At 41.1% G+C, this 21,936-nt stretch carries 21 protein-coding genes; 11 read left to right on the forward strand and 10 right to left on the reverse strand.

The genetic code is table 11. The features are described 5' to 3' along the window. Positions 1-68 precede the first annotated feature (68 nt). The 6 genes from tal to HCR01_RS04455 all read left to right on the forward strand — a co-directional run bounded on the left by tal (position 69) and on the right by HCR01_RS04455 (position 7,767). Positions 69-1,214 carry a transaldolase gene (tal, locus tag HCR01_RS04430; protein ID WP_193194874.1) on the forward strand — a complete coding sequence of 382 codons (1,146 nt, stop codon included), beginning with the start codon at positions 69-71 and terminating at the stop codon, positions 1,212-1,214. 102 nt (positions 1,215-1,316) lie between these two features. Further along, the gene (zwf, locus tag HCR01_RS04435) at positions 1,317-2,846 is read left to right on the forward strand and encodes a glucose-6-phosphate dehydrogenase (protein ID WP_193194876.1); all 1,530 of its coding nucleotides are present in this window, start codon (positions 1,317-1,319) and stop codon (positions 2,844-2,846) included. A gap of 88 nt (positions 2,847-2,934) precedes the next feature. Next, positions 2,935-4,299 (forward strand): glucose-6-phosphate dehydrogenase assembly protein OpcA, encoded by a 1,365-nt coding sequence (gene opcA / locus HCR01_RS04440; protein ID WP_193194878.1) that lies wholly within the window; start codon positions 2,935-2,937, stop codon positions 4,297-4,299. Between the two features lie 119 nt (positions 4,300-4,418). Further along, positions 4,419-5,831 carry a cobyrinate a,c-diamide synthase gene (locus HCR01_RS04445; RefSeq protein ID WP_193194880.1) on the forward strand — a complete coding sequence of 471 codons (1,413 nt, stop codon included), beginning with the start codon at positions 4,419-4,421 and terminating at the stop codon, positions 5,829-5,831. Between the two features lie 62 nt (positions 5,832-5,893). Beyond that, a complete protein-coding gene (locus HCR01_RS04450) occupies positions 5,894-6,910 on the forward strand; it encodes a FecCD family ABC transporter permease (protein WP_413773919.1) in 1,017 nt (338 codons plus the stop codon). Positions 6,911-6,990: 80 nt separating this feature from the next. Next, entirely contained in the window at positions 6,991-7,767 is a 777-nt protein-coding gene (locus HCR01_RS04455) for an ABC transporter ATP-binding protein (protein WP_193194886.1), read from the forward strand. Positions 7,768-7,793: 26 nt separating this feature from the next. Here HCR01_RS04455 and HCR01_RS04460 read toward each other — a convergent pair whose 3' ends face one another. Next, positions 7,794-8,849, reverse strand: a complete 1,056-nt coding sequence (locus tag HCR01_RS04460; RefSeq protein WP_193194888.1) for a DMT family transporter — start codon at positions 8,847-8,849, stop codon at positions 7,794-7,796. 248 nt (positions 8,850-9,097) lie between these two features. Here HCR01_RS04460 and HCR01_RS04465 point away from each other — a divergent pair, with 248 nt between their 5' ends. Further along, the gene (locus HCR01_RS04465) at positions 9,098-9,478 is read left to right on the forward strand and encodes a hypothetical protein (RefSeq protein ID WP_193194890.1); all 381 of its coding nucleotides are present in this window, start codon (positions 9,098-9,100) and stop codon (positions 9,476-9,478) included. A gap of 94 nt (positions 9,479-9,572) precedes the next feature. Here HCR01_RS04465 and HCR01_RS04470 read toward each other — a convergent pair whose 3' ends face one another. The 4 genes from HCR01_RS04470 to HCR01_RS04485 form a co-directional block, all read right to left on the reverse strand. Beyond that, positions 9,573-10,211, reverse strand: a complete 639-nt coding sequence (locus tag HCR01_RS04470) for a hypothetical protein (RefSeq protein WP_193194892.1) — start codon at positions 10,209-10,211, stop codon at positions 9,573-9,575. A gap of 125 nt (positions 10,212-10,336) precedes the next feature. Further along, positions 10,337-11,059 carry a cadmium resistance transporter gene (locus tag HCR01_RS04475; protein WP_193194894.1) on the reverse strand — a complete coding sequence of 241 codons (723 nt, stop codon included), beginning with the start codon at positions 11,057-11,059 and terminating at the stop codon, positions 10,337-10,339. Between the two features lie 315 nt (positions 11,060-11,374). Continuing rightward, positions 11,375-12,196 (reverse strand): DUF1003 domain-containing protein, encoded by an 822-nt coding sequence (locus tag HCR01_RS04480; protein WP_226889112.1) that lies wholly within the window; start codon positions 12,194-12,196, stop codon positions 11,375-11,377. Positions 12,197-12,342: 146 nt separating this feature from the next. Further along, positions 12,343-13,002, reverse strand: coding sequence for a GIY-YIG nuclease family protein (locus HCR01_RS04485; protein ID WP_193194899.1), 660 nt, complete (start codon positions 13,000-13,002; stop codon positions 12,343-12,345). A gap of 175 nt (positions 13,003-13,177) precedes the next feature. Here HCR01_RS04485 and HCR01_RS04490 point away from each other — a divergent pair, with 175 nt between their 5' ends. The 4 genes from HCR01_RS04490 to HCR01_RS04505 all read left to right on the forward strand — a co-directional run bounded on the left by HCR01_RS04490 (position 13,178) and on the right by HCR01_RS04505 (position 16,480). Next, on the forward strand, positions 13,178-14,107 hold the full coding sequence (locus tag HCR01_RS04490) for a carbohydrate ABC transporter permease (protein WP_193194901.1): 930 nt from the start codon (positions 13,178-13,180) through the stop codon (positions 14,105-14,107). A gap of 445 nt (positions 14,108-14,552) precedes the next feature. Beyond that, positions 14,553-15,095, forward strand: a complete 543-nt coding sequence (locus tag HCR01_RS04495; RefSeq protein WP_191757190.1) for an inorganic diphosphatase — start codon at positions 14,553-14,555, stop codon at positions 15,093-15,095. 90 nt (positions 15,096-15,185) lie between these two features. After that, positions 15,186-15,569 (forward strand): aspartate 1-decarboxylase, encoded by a 384-nt coding sequence (gene panD / locus HCR01_RS04500; protein ID WP_193194903.1) that lies wholly within the window; start codon positions 15,186-15,188, stop codon positions 15,567-15,569. An 11-nt stretch (positions 15,570-15,580) separates the two neighbouring features. After that, a complete protein-coding gene (locus HCR01_RS04505; protein WP_193194905.1) occupies positions 15,581-16,480 on the forward strand; it encodes an MBL fold metallo-hydrolase in 900 nt (299 codons plus the stop codon). 265 nt (positions 16,481-16,745) lie between these two features. Here the strand turns inward: HCR01_RS04505 and HCR01_RS04510 are convergent, their stop codons facing one another. From HCR01_RS04510 to HCR01_RS04530, 5 genes are all read right to left on the reverse strand, one after another. Further along, a complete protein-coding gene (locus tag HCR01_RS04510; RefSeq protein WP_193194907.1) occupies positions 16,746-17,480 on the reverse strand; it encodes a peptidylprolyl isomerase in 735 nt (244 codons plus the stop codon). A gap of 121 nt (positions 17,481-17,601) precedes the next feature. Continuing rightward, positions 17,602-18,162: a helix-turn-helix domain-containing protein gene (locus HCR01_RS04515; protein WP_193194909.1), complete on the reverse strand. Its 561-nt coding sequence runs from the start codon at positions 18,160-18,162 to the stop codon at positions 17,602-17,604. 687 nt (positions 18,163-18,849) lie between these two features. Continuing rightward, positions 18,850-19,977: a T3SS effector HopA1 family protein gene (locus tag HCR01_RS04520; RefSeq protein WP_193194911.1), complete on the reverse strand. Its 1,128-nt coding sequence runs from the start codon at positions 19,975-19,977 to the stop codon at positions 18,850-18,852. A 22-nt stretch (positions 19,978-19,999) separates the two neighbouring features. Continuing rightward, positions 20,000-21,184 carry a phosphotransferase gene (locus tag HCR01_RS04525; RefSeq protein ID WP_193194913.1) on the reverse strand — a complete coding sequence of 395 codons (1,185 nt, stop codon included), beginning with the start codon at positions 21,182-21,184 and terminating at the stop codon, positions 20,000-20,002. Between the two features lie 465 nt (positions 21,185-21,649). Next, positions 21,650-21,874 (reverse strand): hypothetical protein, encoded by a 225-nt coding sequence (locus tag HCR01_RS04530; protein WP_193194915.1) that lies wholly within the window; start codon positions 21,872-21,874, stop codon positions 21,650-21,652. Positions 21,875-21,936: the final 62 nt, after the last annotated feature.

Consider the following 21,936-nt stretch of genomic DNA (forward strand, 5'->3'; position numbering starts at 1 on the left):
ACTAATATTGATGGGTTTTGCTTGCCTTCACTTGGAAACATCATTAACAGGAGTGAAAAACAAGAGCTATGGCAACCAATCATCTACTAGAAATTAAACAATACGGTCAAAGTATCTGGATGGATAATTTGAGCCGTGACATTATCCAATCAGGTGAACTCAAAAACCTAGTTGAAAATCAAGGAATCTGTGGAATTACCTCCAACCCAGCCATCTTTGAAAAAGCGATCGCTGGTAACGTAATTTATGATGCCGATATTGAAGCCGGAGTTCGTGCTGGCTTACCAACATACAAAATTTACGAATCGCTAGCTTTTGCAGATATCCGCAGTGCTTGTGATATATTACGCCCTGTATATGAAGCCTCGAATGGACTCGATGGTTACGTGAGCATAGAAGTACCACCCACTATCGCTCATGACACTCAAGCCACAATAAACGAAGCCCGACGTTATTTCCAAGAAATTGGTCGGGAAAATCTGATGATTAAAATTCCTGGTACTGAGGCTGGTTTACCAGCAGTCGAACAGGTGATAGCCGAAGGCATGAATGTCAACATCACACTGCTGTTTTCTGTAGATAGTTACATTAACACAGCTTGGGCTTATATTCGTGGCTTAGAAAAACGAGTGGCTGAGGGTAAAGACATCAGCAGAATTGCTTCAGTAGCTAGTTTCTTTCTGAGTCGGATTGATAGCAACATTGACGCCAAAATTGATGATAAATTGAAAAAAGACGTTGATGATATTGCCGTAGAAGCAAAGCTGAAATCTGTCAAAGGAAAAGTAGCGATCGCAAACGCGAAGATTGCTTATCAAGAATACAAGAAAATTGTAGAGAGCGATCGCTGGCAAACCCTGGCAGCAAAAGGGGCAAAAGTCCAACGGCTACTTTGGGCAAGCACCAGCACCAAAGACCCCAACTACAACGACGTGATGTATGTCGATGAGTTGATTGGCCCAGATACAGTTAACACACTACCACCCGCGACAATTACAGCTTGCGCTGATCACTGCGATGTAGCTAATCGCGTGGAAATGAACGTAGAAGAAGCTTACACGCTGCTCGAAAACCTCAAAGATCCCGACATCAACATTGATCTCGGTAAAGTGATGGACGAACTACTTGTTGAAGGTATTGACAAATTTGTCAAGCCCTTTCAATCCTTGATGAACTCTTTAGAAGAAAAAATCAAGGTATTGTCACCAGTGTAGGGTCTGGGGACTAAGGACTGGGGACTGGGCAATTTTCCCAATCCCCAATCTCAAATCTTAAATCCCTAATCTCAAATTCCAAATCCCAAATCCCAAACTTCTATGGTCAGTCTGCTAGAAAATCCCTTGCGCGTTGGCCTGCAACAGCAAGGGATGCCCGAACCCCAGATTATAGTCATCTTTGGAGCTTCTGGTGATCTTACCTGGCGCAAATTAGTGCCAGCACTTTACAAATTGCGGCGGGAACGGCGCATTCCACCAGAAACCACCATTGTCGGTGTGGCACGTCGAGAGTGGAGCCACGACTACTTCCGCGAACAGATGCAAAAAGGCATGGAAGAGGCTCATGCTAGTGTCGATCTAGGGGAACTGTGGCAAGATTTCTCTCAAGGTCTGTTCTACTGTCCTGGAGACATAGACAATCCTGAAGGCTACCAGAAACTAAAAAACCTCTTGAGCGAATTAGATGAGAAACGGGGTACACGGGGGAACCGAATGTTTTACCTGTCCGTGGCTCCTAACTTCTTTCCTGAAGCCATCAAGCAATTAGGTACAGCAGGCATGCTGGATGACCCGTACAAGCATCGTCTGGTAATTGAAAAACCCTTTGGTCGAGATTTGGCTTCTGCTCAGAGTCTTAACCAAGTGGTACAGAAATTCTGCAAAGAAAATCAAGTATACCGTATTGACCACTATTTAGGTAAAGAGACAGTTCAAAATCTGCTCGTATTTCGCTTTGCCAATGCGATTTTTGAACCTCTGTGGAATCGTCGTTTTGTTGACCACGTTCAAATTACAGTAGCAGAAACCGTAGGAGTGGAAGACCGGGCTGGTTACTATGAAAAAGCCGGCGCACTGCGAGATATGTTGCAAAACCATCTGATGCAGCTTTATTGCCTGACTGCAATGGAACCACCCAACGCAATGGACGCCGACAGCATCCGCACAGAAAAAGTAAAAGCACTCCAAGCTACCCGTCTTGCTGATGTTCACAATCTCTCACGTTCAGCAGTCCGCGGTCAGTATAGTGCTGGCTGGATGAAGGGTCAACCAGTGCCAGGGTATCACCAAGAACCGGGAGTTGATCCCAATTCCACAACACCAACCTATGTCGCGATGAAGTTTCTGGTTGACAACTGGCGCTGGCAAGGTGTTCCCTTTTACCTGCGAACCGGGAAGCGGATGCCGAAAAAAGTGAGTGAAATTTCGATCCACTTCCGCGAAGTTCCCTCTCGGATGTTTCAATCCGCCGCGCAGCAAGCAAACGCCAATATTTTGGCGATGCGGATTCAGCCAAATGAGGGTATTTCTCTACGTTTTGATGTGAAAATGCCTGGGGCAGAATTCCGCACTCGTTCCGTTGACATGGACTTTAGTTATGGTTCCTTTGGCATCCAAGCAACTTCTGATGCCTACGATCGCCTATTTCTTGATTGTATGATGGGTGATCAAACATTGTTCACACGGGCAGACGAAGTCGAAGCAGCGTGGCAGGTAGTAACTCCAGCCCTTTCCGTTTGGGATGCGCCCGCAGATCCCACTTCCATTCCCCAGTACGAAGCCGGAACTTGGGAACCAGCGGAAGCAGAATTCTTAATTAATCAGGATAATCGTCGCTGGCGCAGACTGTAAAAATTAGTCATTAGTCATTAGTCATTCAGTAAAAACAAATGACAAATGACTAATGACAAATGATAAATGACAAAATCCAAAATTTGCTATGACTCCCCAAGCTCCTACCATTTTTTCACTCCAAGCACCGAAGGATATTTCGCTCTCCGAAATAGACGCGGAACTTAATCAAATTTGGCAAAGCTACGGCATCACCGGTGAAGACGGTGGGCTTCCGGCTGCTACTCGGGCCACGACATTTACCTTAGTTGTTTACGAACCAGAAGAAACCCAGTATCTATTAGCTGCTTTGGGTTTTTACAACGGCCCGATTGATGGGATTTTAGGGCCGCAAATGGACACGGCGCTCCGACAAGTCCAGAAAAAATATGGAGTGCCGGAAACTGGCACAGCAACGCCTGAAACTCTGGCTGTATTACGGGAAGAATTTTCCAAACGTCAGGGAGGGGCCACAGGAGATAGTGCTGGTACTTATAGTTTAAATGCAGCAAGCCCCAGAATTGCCGATGAGATCGCCCTTCGCAACCCTTGCCGTATCATTGCTCTGTTTCCAATTGCTGGGGAAGATGAAGGGGTCAAAGCTCAAGTTTCTGCCTATTGCCCCATCCAAAAGCAATCATCAAGTACACTTATCTGTTGTGAATATATAACTCTTAGTGGCACTGCTGCTGCTTTAGAACGGATAGGCGGGATGATTCCGGCATTATTAATTGGTGGCTTGCCGAAGTTTCTCTGGTGGAAAGCAACACCAGACCCTAACAACCCTCTATTCAAACGACTAGCAGCAGTCTGCAATAATGTAATTGTAGATTCTTGCAACTTTAACGAGCCAGAAAGCGATTTACTCAGCCTGCAAGAGTTGGTAGAAACTGGCGTGCCTCTAGCTGACTTGAACTGGCGTCGTCTTGCATCATGGCAAGAACTGACAGCTGAAGCTTACGACTCACCCCACCGTCGCGCAGCCCTGAAAGAAATTGACCGAGTAACAATTGATTACGAAAAAGGTAACCCCGCCCAAGCTTTGCTTTTTTTGGGTTGGCTAGCGAGTCGATTGCAATGGCAGCCAGTTTCTTACCAAAAGGAAAGCGGAGATTATGACATAACTCGAATTCGCTTCGTGGCCCAAGACCAACGGCAAGTAGAAGCCGAGTTAGCAGGAGTCCCCGTGGCTGATGTTGGTCAGATTATGGGCGACTTGATTGCCTTGCGTCTCAGCTCAACAAATCCGCAAGCAGACTGTGGTACGGTCATCTGCTCGGAAACTGGTGGTTGTATGCGGATGGAAACACACGGCGGTGCTCAATCCGCAGGTCTATTTCAACAAGTGAGTTCACTTTCGGAACAAAAGGCGGAAGCATTGCTCAGTCAGCAAGTACAACGCTGGGGTCGTGAGTCACTTTTTGAAGAAAGTCTGGTAGTAACAGCGAAGATTTTCAAACTGGATAATAATTAAATGATGTAATGGGGATTAGGGACTCTCAAGAGTGGGTAAAGGTAAAGGGATGGTTTTTCCCTTTAACTCTTTCCCTAATCCCTAATACCCATATCCAGTACCCGACAATACTCAATCCTATGGCTTTAGTCATTGCAGGAGAACGTAGTGGGGTGGGCAAGACAACAGTCACGCTCACCCTTTTAGCATCTTTGCGCCGTCGTGGTGGACTGGTGCAATCTTTTAAGGTAGGCCCAGACTACATTGACCCGATGTTTCATCAGCACGTTACTGGCCGTGCTTGTCGGAATTTAGATCCGGTGCTGACTTCAGAAGCTTACGTTCAAAAATGTTTTGCTCGTCATAGCCAAGAGAGTGACTATGCTTTGGTGGAAGGGGTGATGGGGTTATTTGATGGTGTTTCGTCATTGGTCATTAGTGATTTGTCATTTGTAAAAAACAAAGGACAAATGACTGACTTTGCCAGTACGGCACACATAGCCAGACTGTTAGATTTGCCTGTGGTATTGGTGATTGATTGCAGTCGCTTGTCTGGTTCTGTAGCAGCGATCGCCCACGGCTATCGCTGTTTTGATCCCCGAATTAAAATGGCTGGGGTAGTACTCAATCGTGTAGGAAGCGATCGCCACCTCTCGCTACTCAAAGACTCCCTAGAACCCCTACAATTACCTATTCTCGGTGTACTGCGGCGTCAGGATAATATCACAATTCCCGATCGCCATCTGGGTTTAGTCCCCACAGCAGAACTACCCCAACTCAATGCTTTAATTGATCGCCTTGCCGATTTAGGAGATACTTGCTTCGACTGGCAACGTTTATTACCCCTATTAAAATCAGAACCATTTCCCCCCTCTCCAACTCCCCCACCCTCCCCCTCCTCTGTTAAAGTTGCAGTTGCCCGCGATCGCGCTTTTAATTTCTATTACCAAGACAATCTCGATTTGCTGCAACAGTTGGGTGCAGAATTAGTTTTCTGGAGTCCTTTGGAAGATACTCAACTACCACAGGGTATCCAGGGAATGTATTTTGGCGGTGGTTTCCCAGAAGTTTTCGCTCAGCAACTTGCAGAAAACATCAGCGTTCGGGATCAAGTTAAAAGAGCAATTCTTGCAGGAATGCCTGCGATCGCCGAGTGTGGAGGATTGATGTATTTGTGCGAGCAAATTGTCGATTTTGAAGGTAAATCTTGGTCAATGGCGGGAGTTTTACCGACATCCGCTGTAATGGGTGGACGTTTAACTTTGGGGTATCGTCGCGCAGTAGCTTTGCAAGATAATTTGCTAGTAACAGCTGGTACAAATGTTTATGGGCATGAGTTTCACCGTTCTCAATTAACCTCAAATCCTCATCAGCCCTTGTTTGAAACTTATCGCTACGATTGTGAGGAAAATATGGGACGCGAAGGATGGAGTTTGCCTAGGAATGTTCAAGCCTCTTATATTCATCTACATTGGGGAGAAAGTGTAGATATTCCACAGCGATTTCTTAAGCAATGTCTAGATATTAAACTAAATCCTGATGAGTCAAAATAATTCATAGTTGATAATTAATAATTCATAATTTAAATCAGTTAATGAAAATATTGAATGAAAAATTGACTAGATCATTTTCAACAATTTTTAGCAAACACCGCGTCATTTGGGCTGTTTTACTCCTTTGTACAGCACTGGTGGTAACGCTAGTGCTGTCCCTCTCTCAAGGAGCAGTACCCTTTAGTATCTCCGAATTTTGGCAAGCAATTTTGCACAAAGGCGATAGCGTCAAACAGACAATCCTCTGGGATTTGCGTCTCCCGCGCATTATCGCGGCTCTCATTGTCGGCGCAGCGTTGGGAATGTCAGGAGCATTGCTACAAGGCATGTTACGCAATAGTCTTGCTGATCCATTTATTCTTGGCATTTCAGCGGGTGCAGGACTAATTGTCATTCTCATGATAGTGTTGCAAGTATTCCCAGTAGCGATTCCGCTAGCAGCGTGGATGGGAGCAATTTTGACTTCAGCGATCGTCATTTTGCTCGGTCGTGCAGGGTCGGGAATTTCGGTTGAGCGGTTAATTTTAGGCGGAGTGGCTGTAAGCGCTTTATTTGGTGCAGTACAAAGTACATTGCTCCTACTAGCTGAAGATGGTCAAATTCAAATTGCGCTGAGTTGGTTGGTTGGTACTCTCAATGGGCGGGGTTGGAAAGAAATCTCAACGGCTGGCCCTTACATTATTGTCGCACTGCTAGGCGGATGTTTACTGGCGCGATCGGTGAATGTGCTGGCGTTGGGAGACGATATGGCTGTGGGTTTAGGGGTTTCATTAACGCGATCGCGTCTTTTAATTGGTGGTATCGCTACCTTATTAGCCGCAGGCGCAGTTAGTATTGGCGGCTTGATTGGGTTTGTCGGTCTTGTCGTTCCTCACGGTGTCCGCCTCATTGTCGGTACAGATCACCGCTTTGTTTTACCACTTTCAGCTCTAGCGGGTGCATGGTTACTCACCTTTGCAGATTTACTCTCCAGACTAGGAGCAGTAGAACTACCAGTAGGTTCCGTCACCGCTTTACTAGGTTCCCCATTATTTATCTGGTTACTTTATCGCCGTTCTGCTGGGTTTAATAAGTTATGAATCGAAAATCATATTGCATTAAATTTTGTCCATATCTCTTAATTACGAATTACGAATTACGAATTACGAATTAGTAGAAAATGCCCCTCGAACTGCAAAATCTCACTGGTGGTTACGCCGCAGTCCCAATTGTCCAAGATGTTAACCTGACTCTGCAAACAGGAGAATGGTTAAGTTTAGTTGGTGCTAATGGTTCTGGAAAGTCTACATTACTCAAATTGTTGAGTCGTATTCTCTCACCTCAACAGGGAACAGTGCTACTTGATGGCAAAGCAATTCACTCTCAACCACCGAATTTAGTTGCACAAAAATTGGCGTTATTACCGCAACAACAAACGGTTCCTGTTGGGTTGACAGTGCGGCAATTAGTAAGTTTAGGACGCACGCCACATCAACCCTGGTGGCAATGGGAATTAAACGCCGAAGATTGGCAAAAAGTTAAAGTTGCAATTCAAAAGACGCAACTAGAAAAATTGAGCGATCGCCTAGTCGAACAACTTTCTGGCGGTGAAAGACAACGCGCTTTTTTAGCTTTAGCACTGGCGCAAGAACCAAAGGTATTACTATTAGATGAACCCACAACTTATTTAGATATTAACTATCAACTACAACTCTTAGAACTACTTAAAAATCTGAATCAGCAACAAGAATTAACCATTGTCACAGTTTTACACGAATTGAATTTAGCGGCTCGCTATAGTTCCCGCATCGCTTTATTAAAACAGGGTCATCTTTGGGAAGTTGGCACACCAGAAAAAGTTCTCAATCCAAACACTATAGAGCAAGTATTTGGTGTAGAATCTGTGATTATTCGCACGCCTGTTGGTTTACAAGTTTGTGCGATCGCTGCTATATAAATTTCAGGTAATACTCAATCCCTAGTTTATATACCTTTAAATCCCATACCAGTTTCTATTTCTTGTTTTGCTTGATTAGAGTTAACTTTGCTCAAAGCAATACGAGAATTTTGACGCCGAATACCAACCTGACTTAAAAATATGCCAACTAAAATTAAACTACCGCCGATATATTGAGCGAATGTAGGAGCATCGCCCAGTATTAAATAAGCTGCCAATATACCTACAATTGGGACAAAAGAGCTAGCTAAGGAAGCAGCAGAAACCGTAGAAGCTCTCAAGCCCTTGATCCAAAATGACTGACCCAATACCACAATTAAACCACCATAGAGCAACATCCACCGCCACAAAAAAGGTGAGAACGCATCCATAAAATGGTCGCTTCCATAGAGTATTAAAGCAAGGAAGAAAAATATTACAGTTCCTAGGGCAGTACGAAAGATACTATAGATTCCCAGAGGAACATGAGAGATTTCTCCTTTGCTAATAATTGTGGCAGCAGATGAAGCCACTGCTCCTGCTACTGCCAAAAGTTCTCCGATACCCACACTGAAACCTCCCATGTTCATCATGGCTTCCCCTGGAGGCTGAAGAATAATAGTTAGAGTAACACCGAAAAAGGCTGCGATCGCTCCCACAATTTCCCAAAGATTCACCCGTTCCCTCAGCAACCAAATGGATAAAGCCAAAGTTAAAGGGAGTTCTAATCTGCCAACCAAAATCACATTATTAACCTTAGTCAGCGCCAGCGCTTGGAAAATTAAGCCAGGTGCGATCGCTCCTGATAAAATTGCTACTGCTGTTAGACTGAACCAATCTTTTTTTGACAGTTGCATCAAAACCGTTTTATTCCACTGTCGCCAATAGATCAGGATCAAAATTATCAAGGCGCACAGATTCCCCACAAACAAAACATTACATAAAGAAATCGGATTCCGACCACTGATAAAATGTTGAGTGCCGATTTCTGTGAGCTTGCGTGTAACTGCGCTAGATGCTCCAAAAATCAGAATTGCTAACCATAGATAAGTTTGACCTGGAATTTTATAGATAAGATGATGTCGTTTTCTTGGTCTAGTCACAATCACATTACTACTATGAAAATACTGTTAACTATACTCGGCTTATTTTATTAAATGATTAGATAGATATAAGAAAACACTGAAAATAGACTGAGAAATCAAAATATCATACTTATCTGAGAATATGCTGAATTAAAACTGAATATTCCCAAGGGATAAATTCAGACAATCTCTGGCTTTGTTTCATACAAGCTTCAGTACTAAGTGCGATGCTTTGGTTATTCGAGATCAAAGATCAGGAGTCATAAATGAAACTTGCCTCATCGCTACTTACAGGTATCGCCCTAGCTGGAATGTTGACAGTTTGGGATGTTCCGCTTCAGGCTGTAAATCCTTCATTAGTTCGAGCATCAGCCGAGGAAATGAAAGATGTTACGGGTTTAACTGCTCAACAAAAAATTGATATGCTCATCAAGAACAAAGGTAAATTTGGTAGCGGTGATCAGCTACGTCGTTTCTTTTTTGGTGATCTTGAACCGATCGCAGTTCAACCTGGTGGTGCAGGAATGGTAGTCAACCTTTACAATAAAGCTAATAATATAACGATCGCTTATTGTGCAACTTACGATGTAGTGGTTGCAGTGAAAAATGGTAGAGTCAATAAGTTTGCTGCTAGTGAAGTCAAATAATTCCTAGTTATAAGTTGTAACTACCCATAACAAAAGCGCCCCTCCTTATTTGCAAGAAGGGGCGCTTTTATGACTATTTAACCGACTCTTAATATTAATCCTCAATCGGTGCATTAGGCGCTGTTGCATCAATCTCGGCTTGCGACAAATTAGGAATTGTCCAGTTCATTTCACCAACTCTGATCACTTTGGCAGGAGTAACATTGAATTCTACAGCGTTCGTGTCTGGATTGGTCTTAGCTACCAGCTGAGTTCCATCTACAACTTTTATAGCTAGGGGTTCCGCCAGTTCTTGGTCTTGGATATTCGTAGCAGTGAAACCAGCAACTTTGCTACCACTTGGCAGATAAACACCATCACAGTCCCAATCATTATCTGTGATCTCACCATTTCCTAGGAAATAAAGAGTATTTCCTTGAGATGCTTTTTTGGGTTTATGAGCGTAGACAGCCAAAGTCTTCCCAGTCTCATTGCGGCATTGTGCCCAATCTTGTGCCGTCTCTAAAACGTACTTTTGCAGTTTCAAATCTCCCAATTTCTGCTCAATTTCTTCCGGCGTGTATTCATAATCGCCGGGTTCATCTTTGCTCTTTAAGAGGTTATTAATCGCTTGAGTTACCTCGGTGTAGTCAGAACCCTGAGTTAGGTTTGGTCTATCAGCCCAAGAAGGTTGAGCAACCACCAAATTCACCAGAAGTACTAAACCAATCAGAGCAATTTTGAAGAGTTTCATGATCTTTCTCCTTTTGAGGATGACAAAATATTTTCAACTGAGAAAACTTTAATAGATAAGACAGTTGGCGTTAATAGGTTCTAGTAGCATTATTAGCAACTTATCTTGCAATTATTCATAGATGATTATCTAGGAAATTCCATGTCTGAAGATGTTGCAGCTTGCCCATTTATCCCATAAAGTTTGACTATTACCATTAAGAACAGGCAGCTTGCCGCTAAAGCAATTGGATTTAGTGAAGCGCTGTCTATAATAATAAACATACCTAAGCCAATCAATACAAAAGGCACAAGACTGTTGCCATAACGAGTTAGCAGATTGGATATTGCAGGCTGGCAAGTCAGTTTGTAAGTTACGTAGCACCAAACTCCAACTAATAAAAGAAAGAGTGCAATAATTACCAGCAAATTAGAGAGAGCACTATTAGCAAACAATGGCATATAAATACTCACATTATCACTGCCATTAGCAATGGTAATAGCCGCCACACTATAAGCTTGGGGAGATAAAAAACCAGCCAAAGGAGAGGAATGAAAAAACTCAGTTTCCGATTGTGTGTCAGACGGCGCTTCCGTTTCTGAATTGAGTAGACGGCTTAACCCAACTGTGATGGGTACTAAACCTAAAAGACCAATCCAATGAGACGGTAAAATCAGGCCTCCCAAAAAACCAGCCAAGCTGGCAATGACTAGAGTACAAAAGCCTAAATACTGACCAATAACGATGTGCCGACGACGGAAGGTTGCATTCACCTGAGAAAACAACAGTGTCAGGATGACCAAATCATCCAGATTTGTGGCGATAAAAGCTGTGATTCCTGTGGGAATTGCAGTGACGAGTCCGTTCATTTCTATCTCTCCTCAATCTTCATGCTGGCGCTGTCTGAACTAGCGCCGATTAATGTCTGCAAGTGCTTAGATGCTACTTGGTGTAGTATTTCCAATTCAATGATGGGCTGTGCCTGTTCGCAATTCAGTAGAAAATTTCTAACTTCACTCTGGAAACCTTATTTCATCAAAGCAAATATTCTTTTTTATCAAAATGCTTAAATAATGGTTCTGATTAAGAGTGAGAGAGTCTAGAGCTTAACCTAAAGATGTATCGAGTAAAGTAAAATTCAGACTCTCTTGCTATTGAACAGATAACACGAATGTGGCTCACTTTTATCGACCAGTAAACTTTTCAAAAACTTTGTTATTATCACTAATTTGTTGGTCATTATTGAAGGGTTTATTACCAGAATTTCCTTTGGCGAATTTGGCATTAGTTTGGACATGGAGTCCTGGTAATACACTCACTTTAAACTCTTTAGTCTCTTTGGAATCAGGCACTAAACTTACTTTAAGCTCATAGAGCACTCGCTGCTGTTCTTTAACAATTTGAGTCAGTTCGTTTAGCTGTTGAGTGTGTAAATCATTTAATTTTTCATGGAGCAGTTCAATATTTTGTCCAGCTCTTAAATTCACTTGGTGGTCAATTTCGACTTTTTTGCGATCAATTTCAGATTGACGATTTTGACTCATCAAAACAACTGGAGCTGTATAGGCTGAGGCAAATGAAAATACTAAATTTAGCATCATGAATGGTGACTCATCCCAGTGAGGAACCCCAGGTATGGCATTTAAACCAACCCACCCCGCTAAAACTACACTTTGACCAATCAGAAATCCCCAAGAACCTACTTGCGCTGCTAGTTTATCAGCAAGGCGCTGCCCGCAAGTCAAATTTTCAGTAGAGGTATCTTGATCTGCTGATTGTTGTGTCTCAATAAGATGAGGCTTATGAACTACTTTTGTATCAACATTGTTTGACAATACTCTTTTTGTGGGATTCATGTTGCACCTCTTGGCGTCATTTAGGTCTGTGTTTAACCTTATGACCTTTAATGTACGCTCCTTAAACGATAGAAGCAAATATTCTTTTTTTTCTAAACGATAGATAAAAGTGATGAATAGATAAAAACCTACCCTAAGACTGATCCCCAAATTAGCGATCGCTCCTACGCAAAAATATTCATTGAAATTTAGAACGTGAGATATAAGAAGACAAGAGATAATACCTGCTTGTCTACCCATATCTCAAACCAGGAATCAATTAGTCTTGCTTTCAAAAGCAGAAAATAACAAGAGGATTAATGGGTTTCTTGTGTCTGTGTGTCGATAATTGCACTCCAGTCATCGTTTTTTACAGCAGCTTCGAGTTGATGTCGGCGTTCGGCTTCACTTACATCTATTGTTTCTGACTCTTTAGAAAGCGTTGTATCAGCCATTGCTTTCCGCAATTTTAACTTTTTCTCTTCGTAGGCTTGGCGTTCCGTCTCTGACATGGCCGCCTTAGCAACTTCGCCTACCGTGCTGGCCCACATTCCGCTTTCGGAAGCATTACCAGCTGGTGTGCTGTCGAGTTCTGCTATCCACGCATCTCGCAAATCTTCCATTTCTTGACGCTTTGGAAACTTGAATGTTTGCACGCGCACAAAAGCACATTTTTGCTCACCATTTTGAGCGACATGACCGTTTAGGGATAGCAACACATTCCGGGAATAGCCAATGTACTGCGTGCAACTTTCTGTATCCAAAACTGCGTAAACACCTGCAATTTTTGCATTTTGAGCAGCTGCACACCAAACCGCAAGGGGCATGATTTCAACCCCATTATTTGCCAATTCATGGGTTATGCTCACCTCAGTGGTGGTGTGTTCGTTGTCGGAACTATACAAAAAATCATGTAGTCCACGATGATTTGTGGGGACATTTTGGTGTTCAATTGATAGATTGTTCTCAGTTTCCATTGCAGTTGCTCCGTATGCAAGAATTAGGCGATGCCTTCGGCGGCAAGCTACGCAAATATATGCCTTTAAAATATTGAAGCTTAAATCTACTCACATCCCCAAGTCTTTTATTCTTGAGGATTGTTCCAGAGCAAAAATACCAACATGCGTTACCTTAGTCTAAAAAACGCCACTTATGAATCAATTGAGTTCTAAAAATTGGATGTTTATTAAACAACGACTGACTCCTTATTTGTTTTTATTACCCGCCCTAGTTATTTTGGGGCTAACTGTCTTTTGGCCTGCACTGCAAGCGTTTTATCTCAGCTTTACCAGCTACGATGATCTTGCTCAACCGCCGCAATGGATAGGTCTTGCTAACTTCTTTCAGCTTTGGAAAGATGCAGTTTTTTGGAAAACTTTAGAAAACACTTTTTTATATCTTGTGGGTGTAGTACCGATTTTGGTAATTGCTCCTTTAGGACTGGCAATTTTAGTTAATCAGAAACTACGGGGAATGAATTGGTTTAGATCTGCATACTACACCCCAGTGGTGATTTCAATGGTAGTTGCGGGGATAGCTTGGAAATGGCTGTATGCAGAAAACGGCTTACTCAATCAGTTCCTCAAAACTTTGGGTATTTTTCCAGAAGGTATTCCTTGGTTAACTAGCCCAGCTAAGCTTTTTGGCATTGTACCAATTTCTCTTGCCAGTGTGATGGCTGTGACTGTGTGGAAGGGACTAGGCTACTACATGGTAATTTATTTAGCGGGATTGCAATCAATTCCTGCTGATATATACGAAGCCGCAGCCATTGATGGCTCTGATGGTATCCGCAAACACTTGGATATTACCATACCTTTGATGAAGCCGTATTTGGCATTAGTGGCGGTAATTTCAGCTATTTCTGCCACCAAAGTGTTTGAAGAAGTATACATCATGACCCAAGGGGGGCCACTCAGTAGCTCGAAAACAATTGTTTATTATTTATATGAGCAAGCTTTTAATAATTTAGAAATTAGCTATGCATGTACAATTGGGCTGGTGCTATTTTTGATAATTTTAGGGTTATCGATTTTGCGATTATTGATTAATCAGCAAGGAAGCGATAATATTACAATCTAATTTAGCTGTTGGTGGCTCAAACAGACAGCAGAAAATTTTAGCGATCGCCTACATTTTGAATTGCAGCACCATATTGCTAGAAGTGCCAGATAATACTCTGTCGAACTCACGTTAAATCTAATCGAGATACAATCTTTAACATAGCTGAAACTCTATTTTTGTTCTTATAAATTTGAGTTTCAGCTTTTTTTGCGATTTAAAAAATTTCTCTTCATTATCGTTATTGATTTCATTGTCAATAAATCCTGTGGTATTTCAAACCTCTTAATTCTTCAAACCTTTATCTGTTATGATTTTCAGCCTTTATATCCTATAGAACTCACGTTAGCCTCAATCCCCAATACAAATGAATACCTTGGGAAGAGAGATCCATATTGCCCTAAAATTCTACACGGGGAGTGAAGCTGAATACTCCCATAATTCACTGTTAGCGGAGGAGTTTTTTGTGGACTTATCTCGTATTCCTGCCCAACCTAAACCAGGTCTAATCAACGTTCTGATTGAAATTGTCGGCGGGAGTAAAAATAAATACGAATACGACAAAGACATACAAGCTTTTGCTCTAGACCGGGTACTTTATTCCTCGGTACAATACCCTTATGACTACGGCTTTGTGCCCAATACCTTGGCCGAGGATGGCGATCCACTGGATGGTATGGTATTAATAGATGAGCCAACCTTTCCAGGCTGTGTTATAGCCGCAAGACCAATTGGATTCCTGGAGATGATTGACGGCGGCGATCGCGATGAAAAAATCCTTTGTGTTCCTGACAAAGATCCCCGGTACGCTCAAATAAAGTCCCTGAAAGACTTACCGCCACACCGCTTAGCTGAAATTGCCGAATTTTTCCGCACTTATAAAAATTTGGAAAAAAAGGTAACTGAGATTCGCGGCTGGCAAGATGTTGAAGAGGTTATGCCTTTAGTAGAAAAGTGCGTAAAAGCCGGTAGTGAAAAAGGTCGGGATTCTGATTCTCAAACTACCTGAACAAACCTTCAACAAAAGTCAGGCAAAAAGAAAGCACAAAACTTTACTTAACTTGACTGTAGCTCAATTGCCACAGAACCCATAAACGCAATGCAGCGCACGCTCCTTTTGGCAAAAATTCACAACTGTACTCTCACCGGGGCAAATCTCCACTATGTGGGTAGTATCAGTATCGATCAAATCCTCTTAGAGAAATCTGGCATCTTACCCTATGAGCAGGTACAAGTAGTAAATAATGCCAATGGCGAGCGCTTTATTACGTATGCGATCCCGGCTCCTGCCAATTCAGGAATAATTGAATTAAATGGGGCTGCGGCACGTCTAGGCATTATTGGCGATCGCTTGATTATAATGACTTACGGGCAGTTCACTCTAGAAGAGTTAAAAGGTTACTCTCCTACGGTAGTCATTGTGGATGAAAAAAATCGGCTGTTGGAAGTCCGGCGCTACAATGACCTGCTCAGCGAGGTCTAAATTCAAGGAAAATGTCAAATTTTGAGTTGTCGGGTTCTCAGAGTTACCTAACTGAAAAGTCAACTAGCCTGCTAAATAACCTATCGGGTGAATTTATTGTGCAATTCTGGGGTGTACGGGGTTTAATTCCCACCCCAGGTAGTAACACTAGTTGCTATGGTGGCAATACAGCTTGTGTAGAAATGTATGTAGCCGGGAAACGCTTAATTTTTGATGGCGGTACTGGCTTACGCATACTGGGTAAAACTTGGCAACAGCAACAACCGCTGGAAGCTCATTTATTTTTTACCAACTCCCAATCAAATCGTATTCAAGGGTTTCCCTTTTTTGCCCCTGCATTTATTGCGGAAAATTGCTTCCATATTTACGGTACAGCTGCTTCAAATGGAGCCTCAATCAAACAATGCTTGTGCGACCAGATGCTCCAGCCACACTTTCCTTACCCTTTGCAGGTAATGCAGTCGGAATTGCAGTTTTATAACCTGACTCCAAACAAGGAAGTGAAATTAGATGATGTCACAATTACAGTAGCGTTGATCAATCAAACTCAGCGGTCAGTTGGCTATCGAGTGACCTGGCAGCAATATAGTGTTGCCTATGTTACAGATTTGCACCAAAATACTGATGAAGTAGAGCGAGATCAGATTTTACAGTTTATTAAAGGTGTTGATTTACTGATTGCCAATGCTACCTACACTCCGCCAACAGCTCACAACCACGACTCAGCCGATTTGCATTGGCAAACTGCGGTGAGTGTGGCTCAAAGTGCTGATGTACAACGCTTAGTAATCACTCATCACCATCCAGATGACGATGATGATTTTCTTGACAAGGTTCAAGTCGAAGTTAAATCTGTATTTCCCAAAGCATTACTAGCTCGTGAAGATTTGGTGTTACCTGTGAGTGTATGATATACAAAAGTTGAAGTCGAAAGCCCACCAGCATCAACAAAGAATCAGGCATTTGTTTAATACCTGATTTTTATGGGTATTTTAAGCATTATTCCTTATAGATAAATTCAACAATATCTTAAATATGCAAACAATATTTTGATATTGTATTTTAAAACGAATGTTGAAAGTTGGCAATTTAAGGAAACATAAGCTACTACCACGCTGATTGTTTCTTGAACACAACCTTTTACCAGCTTACTGTTAGTTTTTTTTAACATAAATGTTAAATCTGTACCAAAATTTTCACTTCCTCAAGTTGTTGCTTTAACCAAGCAGAAAATAAGTTTCCTAGAATCTTACAGCGCAGCGGTTCGTTTAATTGAGGTTGAATTATTTCTTCAACCCAAATGAGATAGATTCCTTTCTGTGTTACCATTGGCTTGAGAACTTGCGGTGGATGGGCAGCAAAAACATAAGTTGCAATCTCCGGTCTAAAATTGCTACGGTATTGTATCCCGCAATATCCGTTAACGCGGCGTAATTCTGGATCTTGTATGTATTGGCGGGCAATCTCTTGAAAACTAATTTTGTTTTCTTGTAGCGCATAAAACAGTTTCCAAGCCAAATCCTCGTCATCTAAAATAACTTCATAAGTGGCAGATGCGGCATAATCAAGCTGGTGTTCAAAAAAAAATGGCTCAACTTGCTTCGCAAATAAATAATTTGCCAGCTTTTCAGAAAGCAGGTTAATTTTGGCTAATTCTTTAAACTCATCCAGGGAAAGATAATTTTCTTGTAGCCATAGCCATGTATCTTCAGCTTTGACAAGTTTTTTAGTTAATCGTATGTTGTCTACTGCCTGCTGAAGCTCTGCTTTCTCGATTATAATACCTGCTTTATCGGCAGCATCGGTAATAATTTTACGAGTAGCTATTGCTTCAATTATATCTGGAATTTGGCAGAAAAGTTTGATTTGTTGTATGATGTCTAGCTCAGAAAAAATAAATAATTTAGTCATCCTTTAACTCCGATAACTTTAAAAAGTATTTATTATTCAATTACTAACAAATAAAGATATCAGCTCACTCTAGAAAAATTTTTAGCCAGAAGCTATTGAGTTCTCATCGCAAACTAGACCTTTAGGGAAGTTGTAGGTCGCTGATAGTAATCTCAGAATTTTGGGTATCGTCAGTTTCTTGTTTAAGGCTATTATTATTATTTCTTTGTTTCGTAGACAGTCCCATTTGTTTGAGTAGACGACTGATGTGGCGTTCAGTAATTTGAATTCCAATTTCACTTGCTAAATGTTTACTTAACCATTGTGCTGTCCAGCAGTGAAATGGATAGCCATATTCACGAGGGCTATGGTTTACCAATTCCTTCAAGCGTTCGAGATATTGCTCGTTAATACTTTTCGGTCTGCCTATTGGTTGCTCTTGCCATTGGTGAGCTAAACCAGCTTTTGCTACACCCATCCAGTATCGCGCCATATGGTAAGAACAGCCTAATATTTCACAAATTTGGGTTGGAGATTTACCCTGATCTGCTAGTAACATAATTTCGATGCGACGACGGTATTCTGGTTGTAAATTTGCTTGGAGATTTTTCAGCAAAAATTTTCTCTGAAAAGGCGTTAAAAACTTGCTCTTATTAATGTCGTATTTTTCAAAATATTGAAATTTATCTTCATTGTATGACATAAACAGTACAAGGTTTAGATAGCTATTAAATGGTGATTGATTAAAAATATTCAAAGTTCATTTATTTTACTATTCGCCATTGAATGAATTGATATAGCAACAATACTTTTTGACTATTTATTTGATTGGCTTTAATGTTATTAAAGTGTTTTTGGCAAACACATCTGTAAATAGTATTAAAGAAATTATTCCAATTCTAGTTTAAATCTATCTTAGGAAATACTTTTAATATAAGTTTATTTGTTGATAGCAGTTCAAAATATCCTACATATAAAAAGTAGGTGATTTATAGTGAATATAATATTAAACCAATGTACTACATATATAAATATATAAATGACAATTTTCCTTTTAAATAGTTCTCAATCTAAACTAAATACTTTGGACTAAGAACACTTGATAAAGAACAATCACGAGTAAATAAACGATTTAATATGTTTTAACCTATTAGTTAGTTCAAAAACAGGCTAATTTTAGCCTTAGAGGATGTTTTAAAAGTTGATGAAATTTATTGTCATTCTGTTCTTGCAGCTTTCCCACAGGGTACGTAACGTTAGCAGAGCCTCTCGCAGACAAGTGGAGTGTACCACGTGGGGGTACACTCCGCTACGGAATTTGCGCTCATTGGGGTATAGAAAATCGCCTTCATTGGTCAAGGTTATTGACTTTCTTGTCAATGCGTAAGTTCTAAATTTCTAACTCTAATGGTGCATAAATATTTTTAGAGTTGAAATTGAGGTAAGGACGTTGCAATTCAACGCCTTGTAAGTCGAAGTGTTTGAAAATCAAAGCCATCCGATTTTCTTTTGATTCATCTCCTTGTTGCCAAGCCTCGAGCAAACTATTGGTAACAATTTGACAACGATTTAAACCAAAACTTTCTTTTTGAGTAAATTTATTATCTGGTTCTTCGGCCAAAGCAAGTCCTGGTGCGAGCAATTTTGTGAACAGTGGCACTTCCTTGCTGAAATGCGATTTATATTTAGCATAGAGAGATTGTAATACTTGCCGAATAACTGCATAGTTGCTTTTTTCAAAGTAAAGCACTGCTGTATCGTAGCGCTCATAGTCTGAAGGATTATATAGTGCTTTAAAAGTGAAGGGAATGAATATGGTATTTAGTTGGTGTGTTAGGTTGCCCATAATCGCAACTGCACCTTCAGGACTTAAATTAAAGTAGACGCGCACAAGGGGCGAATCGATGACTGTATCAGCACGACTTAACGCTCCTGCATTGCCAACTGCCATGTAAAAACCGTTTTGCACCAGATTAGGAGGCATCCTAATAGCAATCAGGTCGCCAGCGATCGCATATTGCTCTGTGCCTTGGAGATAGCGATCGCGCTCTATATACACAGTCAAATCGTCCTTTTTCACTGCCAGAATATCATTGCTCTCTTCCTTTAGCACTTGCCAATCTGGGTCAAAATAGCCTTTACCTTTATTGGATAAGTGTAATCGCTCATAAAACTCCACATCTACTCCCAGGAAAGTATTGTTCTCTAGATTCTGAGACATTGTTGAATCCATTGGCTCTGCATCTAGAGCAAGAAAAGTTCGGGCAGCACCGTTATAGTAGATCCCGTAGAGAAAATGGCACAATTGTGAATTAAGAAACTTGTGCTGAACGTTTAAGGGTAATTGCTGAAAACGGAGTACTACCTCATCTGGAAGTTTTAAAGGTTTGTAATCTGGATGGTGAATACAAAAGTTAGATTGAATCTCAACTTTACTGGCTATATCTTCCAGAGTCGTTAGTAATTGTTTACTCGATGTATCTGATGTTTGCAATACAAGCGAATTTAGCAATTGCATAATTTGTTACCTGTAACTAAAATTACTTAAACAAGCGCAAAGCTTTATGGTGAGTTAGTTCAAAAACTGAAATGCCGAACACAGTTTGGATTGATTGTTCTGGACGGCATAACAAAGTCTTAGCAACCTGGAGCATACAGATCTCCAAATTGCCAAAGGTTTTTTGATGCTGAAGCGTTGCCAGAATTGCTTCAACCAAGGCTAGACCGGAAAATTGCACAACTCGCAGCAAAAAATCAGGACGGCGCTCCAAAATTTCTGGAAAGTTACTTAAATAAGCCTCTACCAGAGTAACAATCGAAGGCTGAAGTAGTTCTAGGGGAGTTGTAGCTAGGTGTAAAGACTCTTCGATAGCAATTGTTTTACTAGTAATCAAGCCATATAACCAGATTTGCAGGTAGCTAGCGATGAGTGTTCCTAAATCGCTAGCTGGATCTCCCCAATTTGATTTTTCCCAATCGATCAGGCGAATAATACTGTTAGCTGGTAGCAATGTTTGAGAAACTGTTTCTTCCCAATTATTGGCTAGTAGGATATTATTCAGCTTAAGATCATTATGAATCAGACAACAGGGTTCAATAGCATTGCTCAACTCTGCGATCGCCTGTTCCAGGCTAGAGTAACGTTGATAAAGCACAAAGAATTTTAAAGCATCGGCAGGATAGTTGCCAAAAATTTCTGGGGTCAACCGTTTTAAACTGTGAATCATCTCAAAAGCTTGGTTATTAAAGACTCCTGTACTAGATTCAAAAATTTCTTGATAATCTCGACGGTCTAAAGTGAAGCGATGAATTAAGGCAACTATTGCACTGATTGTGGTGACAATGGTGGTAGGAAAGATATGCTCTCTACTATAGAAATCTGCCAAATCGCGATAGTCTTTGAAATAATTAAAAACAATAATTGAATTCTCAGCATCAAAATAAAGTGCTTGCGAAAAGGAAGAAAGAATGTATCTAAAATCTGGAAAACTGCGTAACATTTTTTGAAATTGCCACTCTCTTAAAAATTCGCTTGACGTTTTTCCTTCACGGTTACGAGGCTCTTGCTTAACTAAAAGTTGACGACCCTCTGGCAGTGTTAGTAACAGGTTAAAGTTTTTAGCAGGTTTTAATTCAATCTTGCTTGGATACTGATTTTGTTCAGTACAGATACCCTTGTTAATCAAATACTCAAAAACATTTTTATTGCTTAATAAAAAAGACATATTTGAAACCTCATTTAAGCTTTAATCATTAGCAAAATAAAAACCATTAGTAAAATAAAACCCCGTACTCTCAAATAATTATTGATATTATTGGTATGCTAGTTAGTCTGAGCAGGATTAAGCCCTTAATTTCTTGATCCTGCTCTTAGTTGATTTGAGTAGGATTCAGTTTTTGATTGCTGAATCCTATTCAATAGCAAGACATACAGCATTTTTAAAATGAATAGACCACGCGCAGACCTCTCTGTATTGAAAAGTTCTGTTCGCAGGAAGCCAATGCACCCTGCGGGTTCGCGTAGCGTTCCGTAGGAAAGCAAGCTACAGACTTTTCGCTCTTACACTAAGAGAGGCTTTGAATTTTCCCCTTCTCTACTATGGAACTCGAAGCCCCCACAGAGTGGGAATTAGGGTCAGGGGTAGGGCGTCAGGTTTTTTGTAGTCTACTCAAGGGAAAATCGCTGTAGACTATTTCCTACCGGTCTGAACGGCACTAATTGATTTCACTAGGGATATAACATTCTGGATTGCATACACGCCTAGACCAAACTGAAGCAATCCATGAATGTTGGGGCCTTCTCCTCCCCGCAAAGCCATAGCATCTGTATCAGATAGGTCTTGTAGAAAGCTTTCAGAATCCATAAATAGTTCGGAACCAGCAGGATTCAATCCAGACAACTTGATATTTTCCATTGTTTTTACCTCAATTTAATTGGAATGAAGCAGTAGTATTTGCGTGAGATTAAGCTTTGATT

It is taken from the genome of Nostoc sp. MG11, assembly GCF_014904695.1.
GTDB lineage: Bacteria > Cyanobacteriota > Cyanobacteriia > Cyanobacteriales > Nostocaceae > Komarekiella.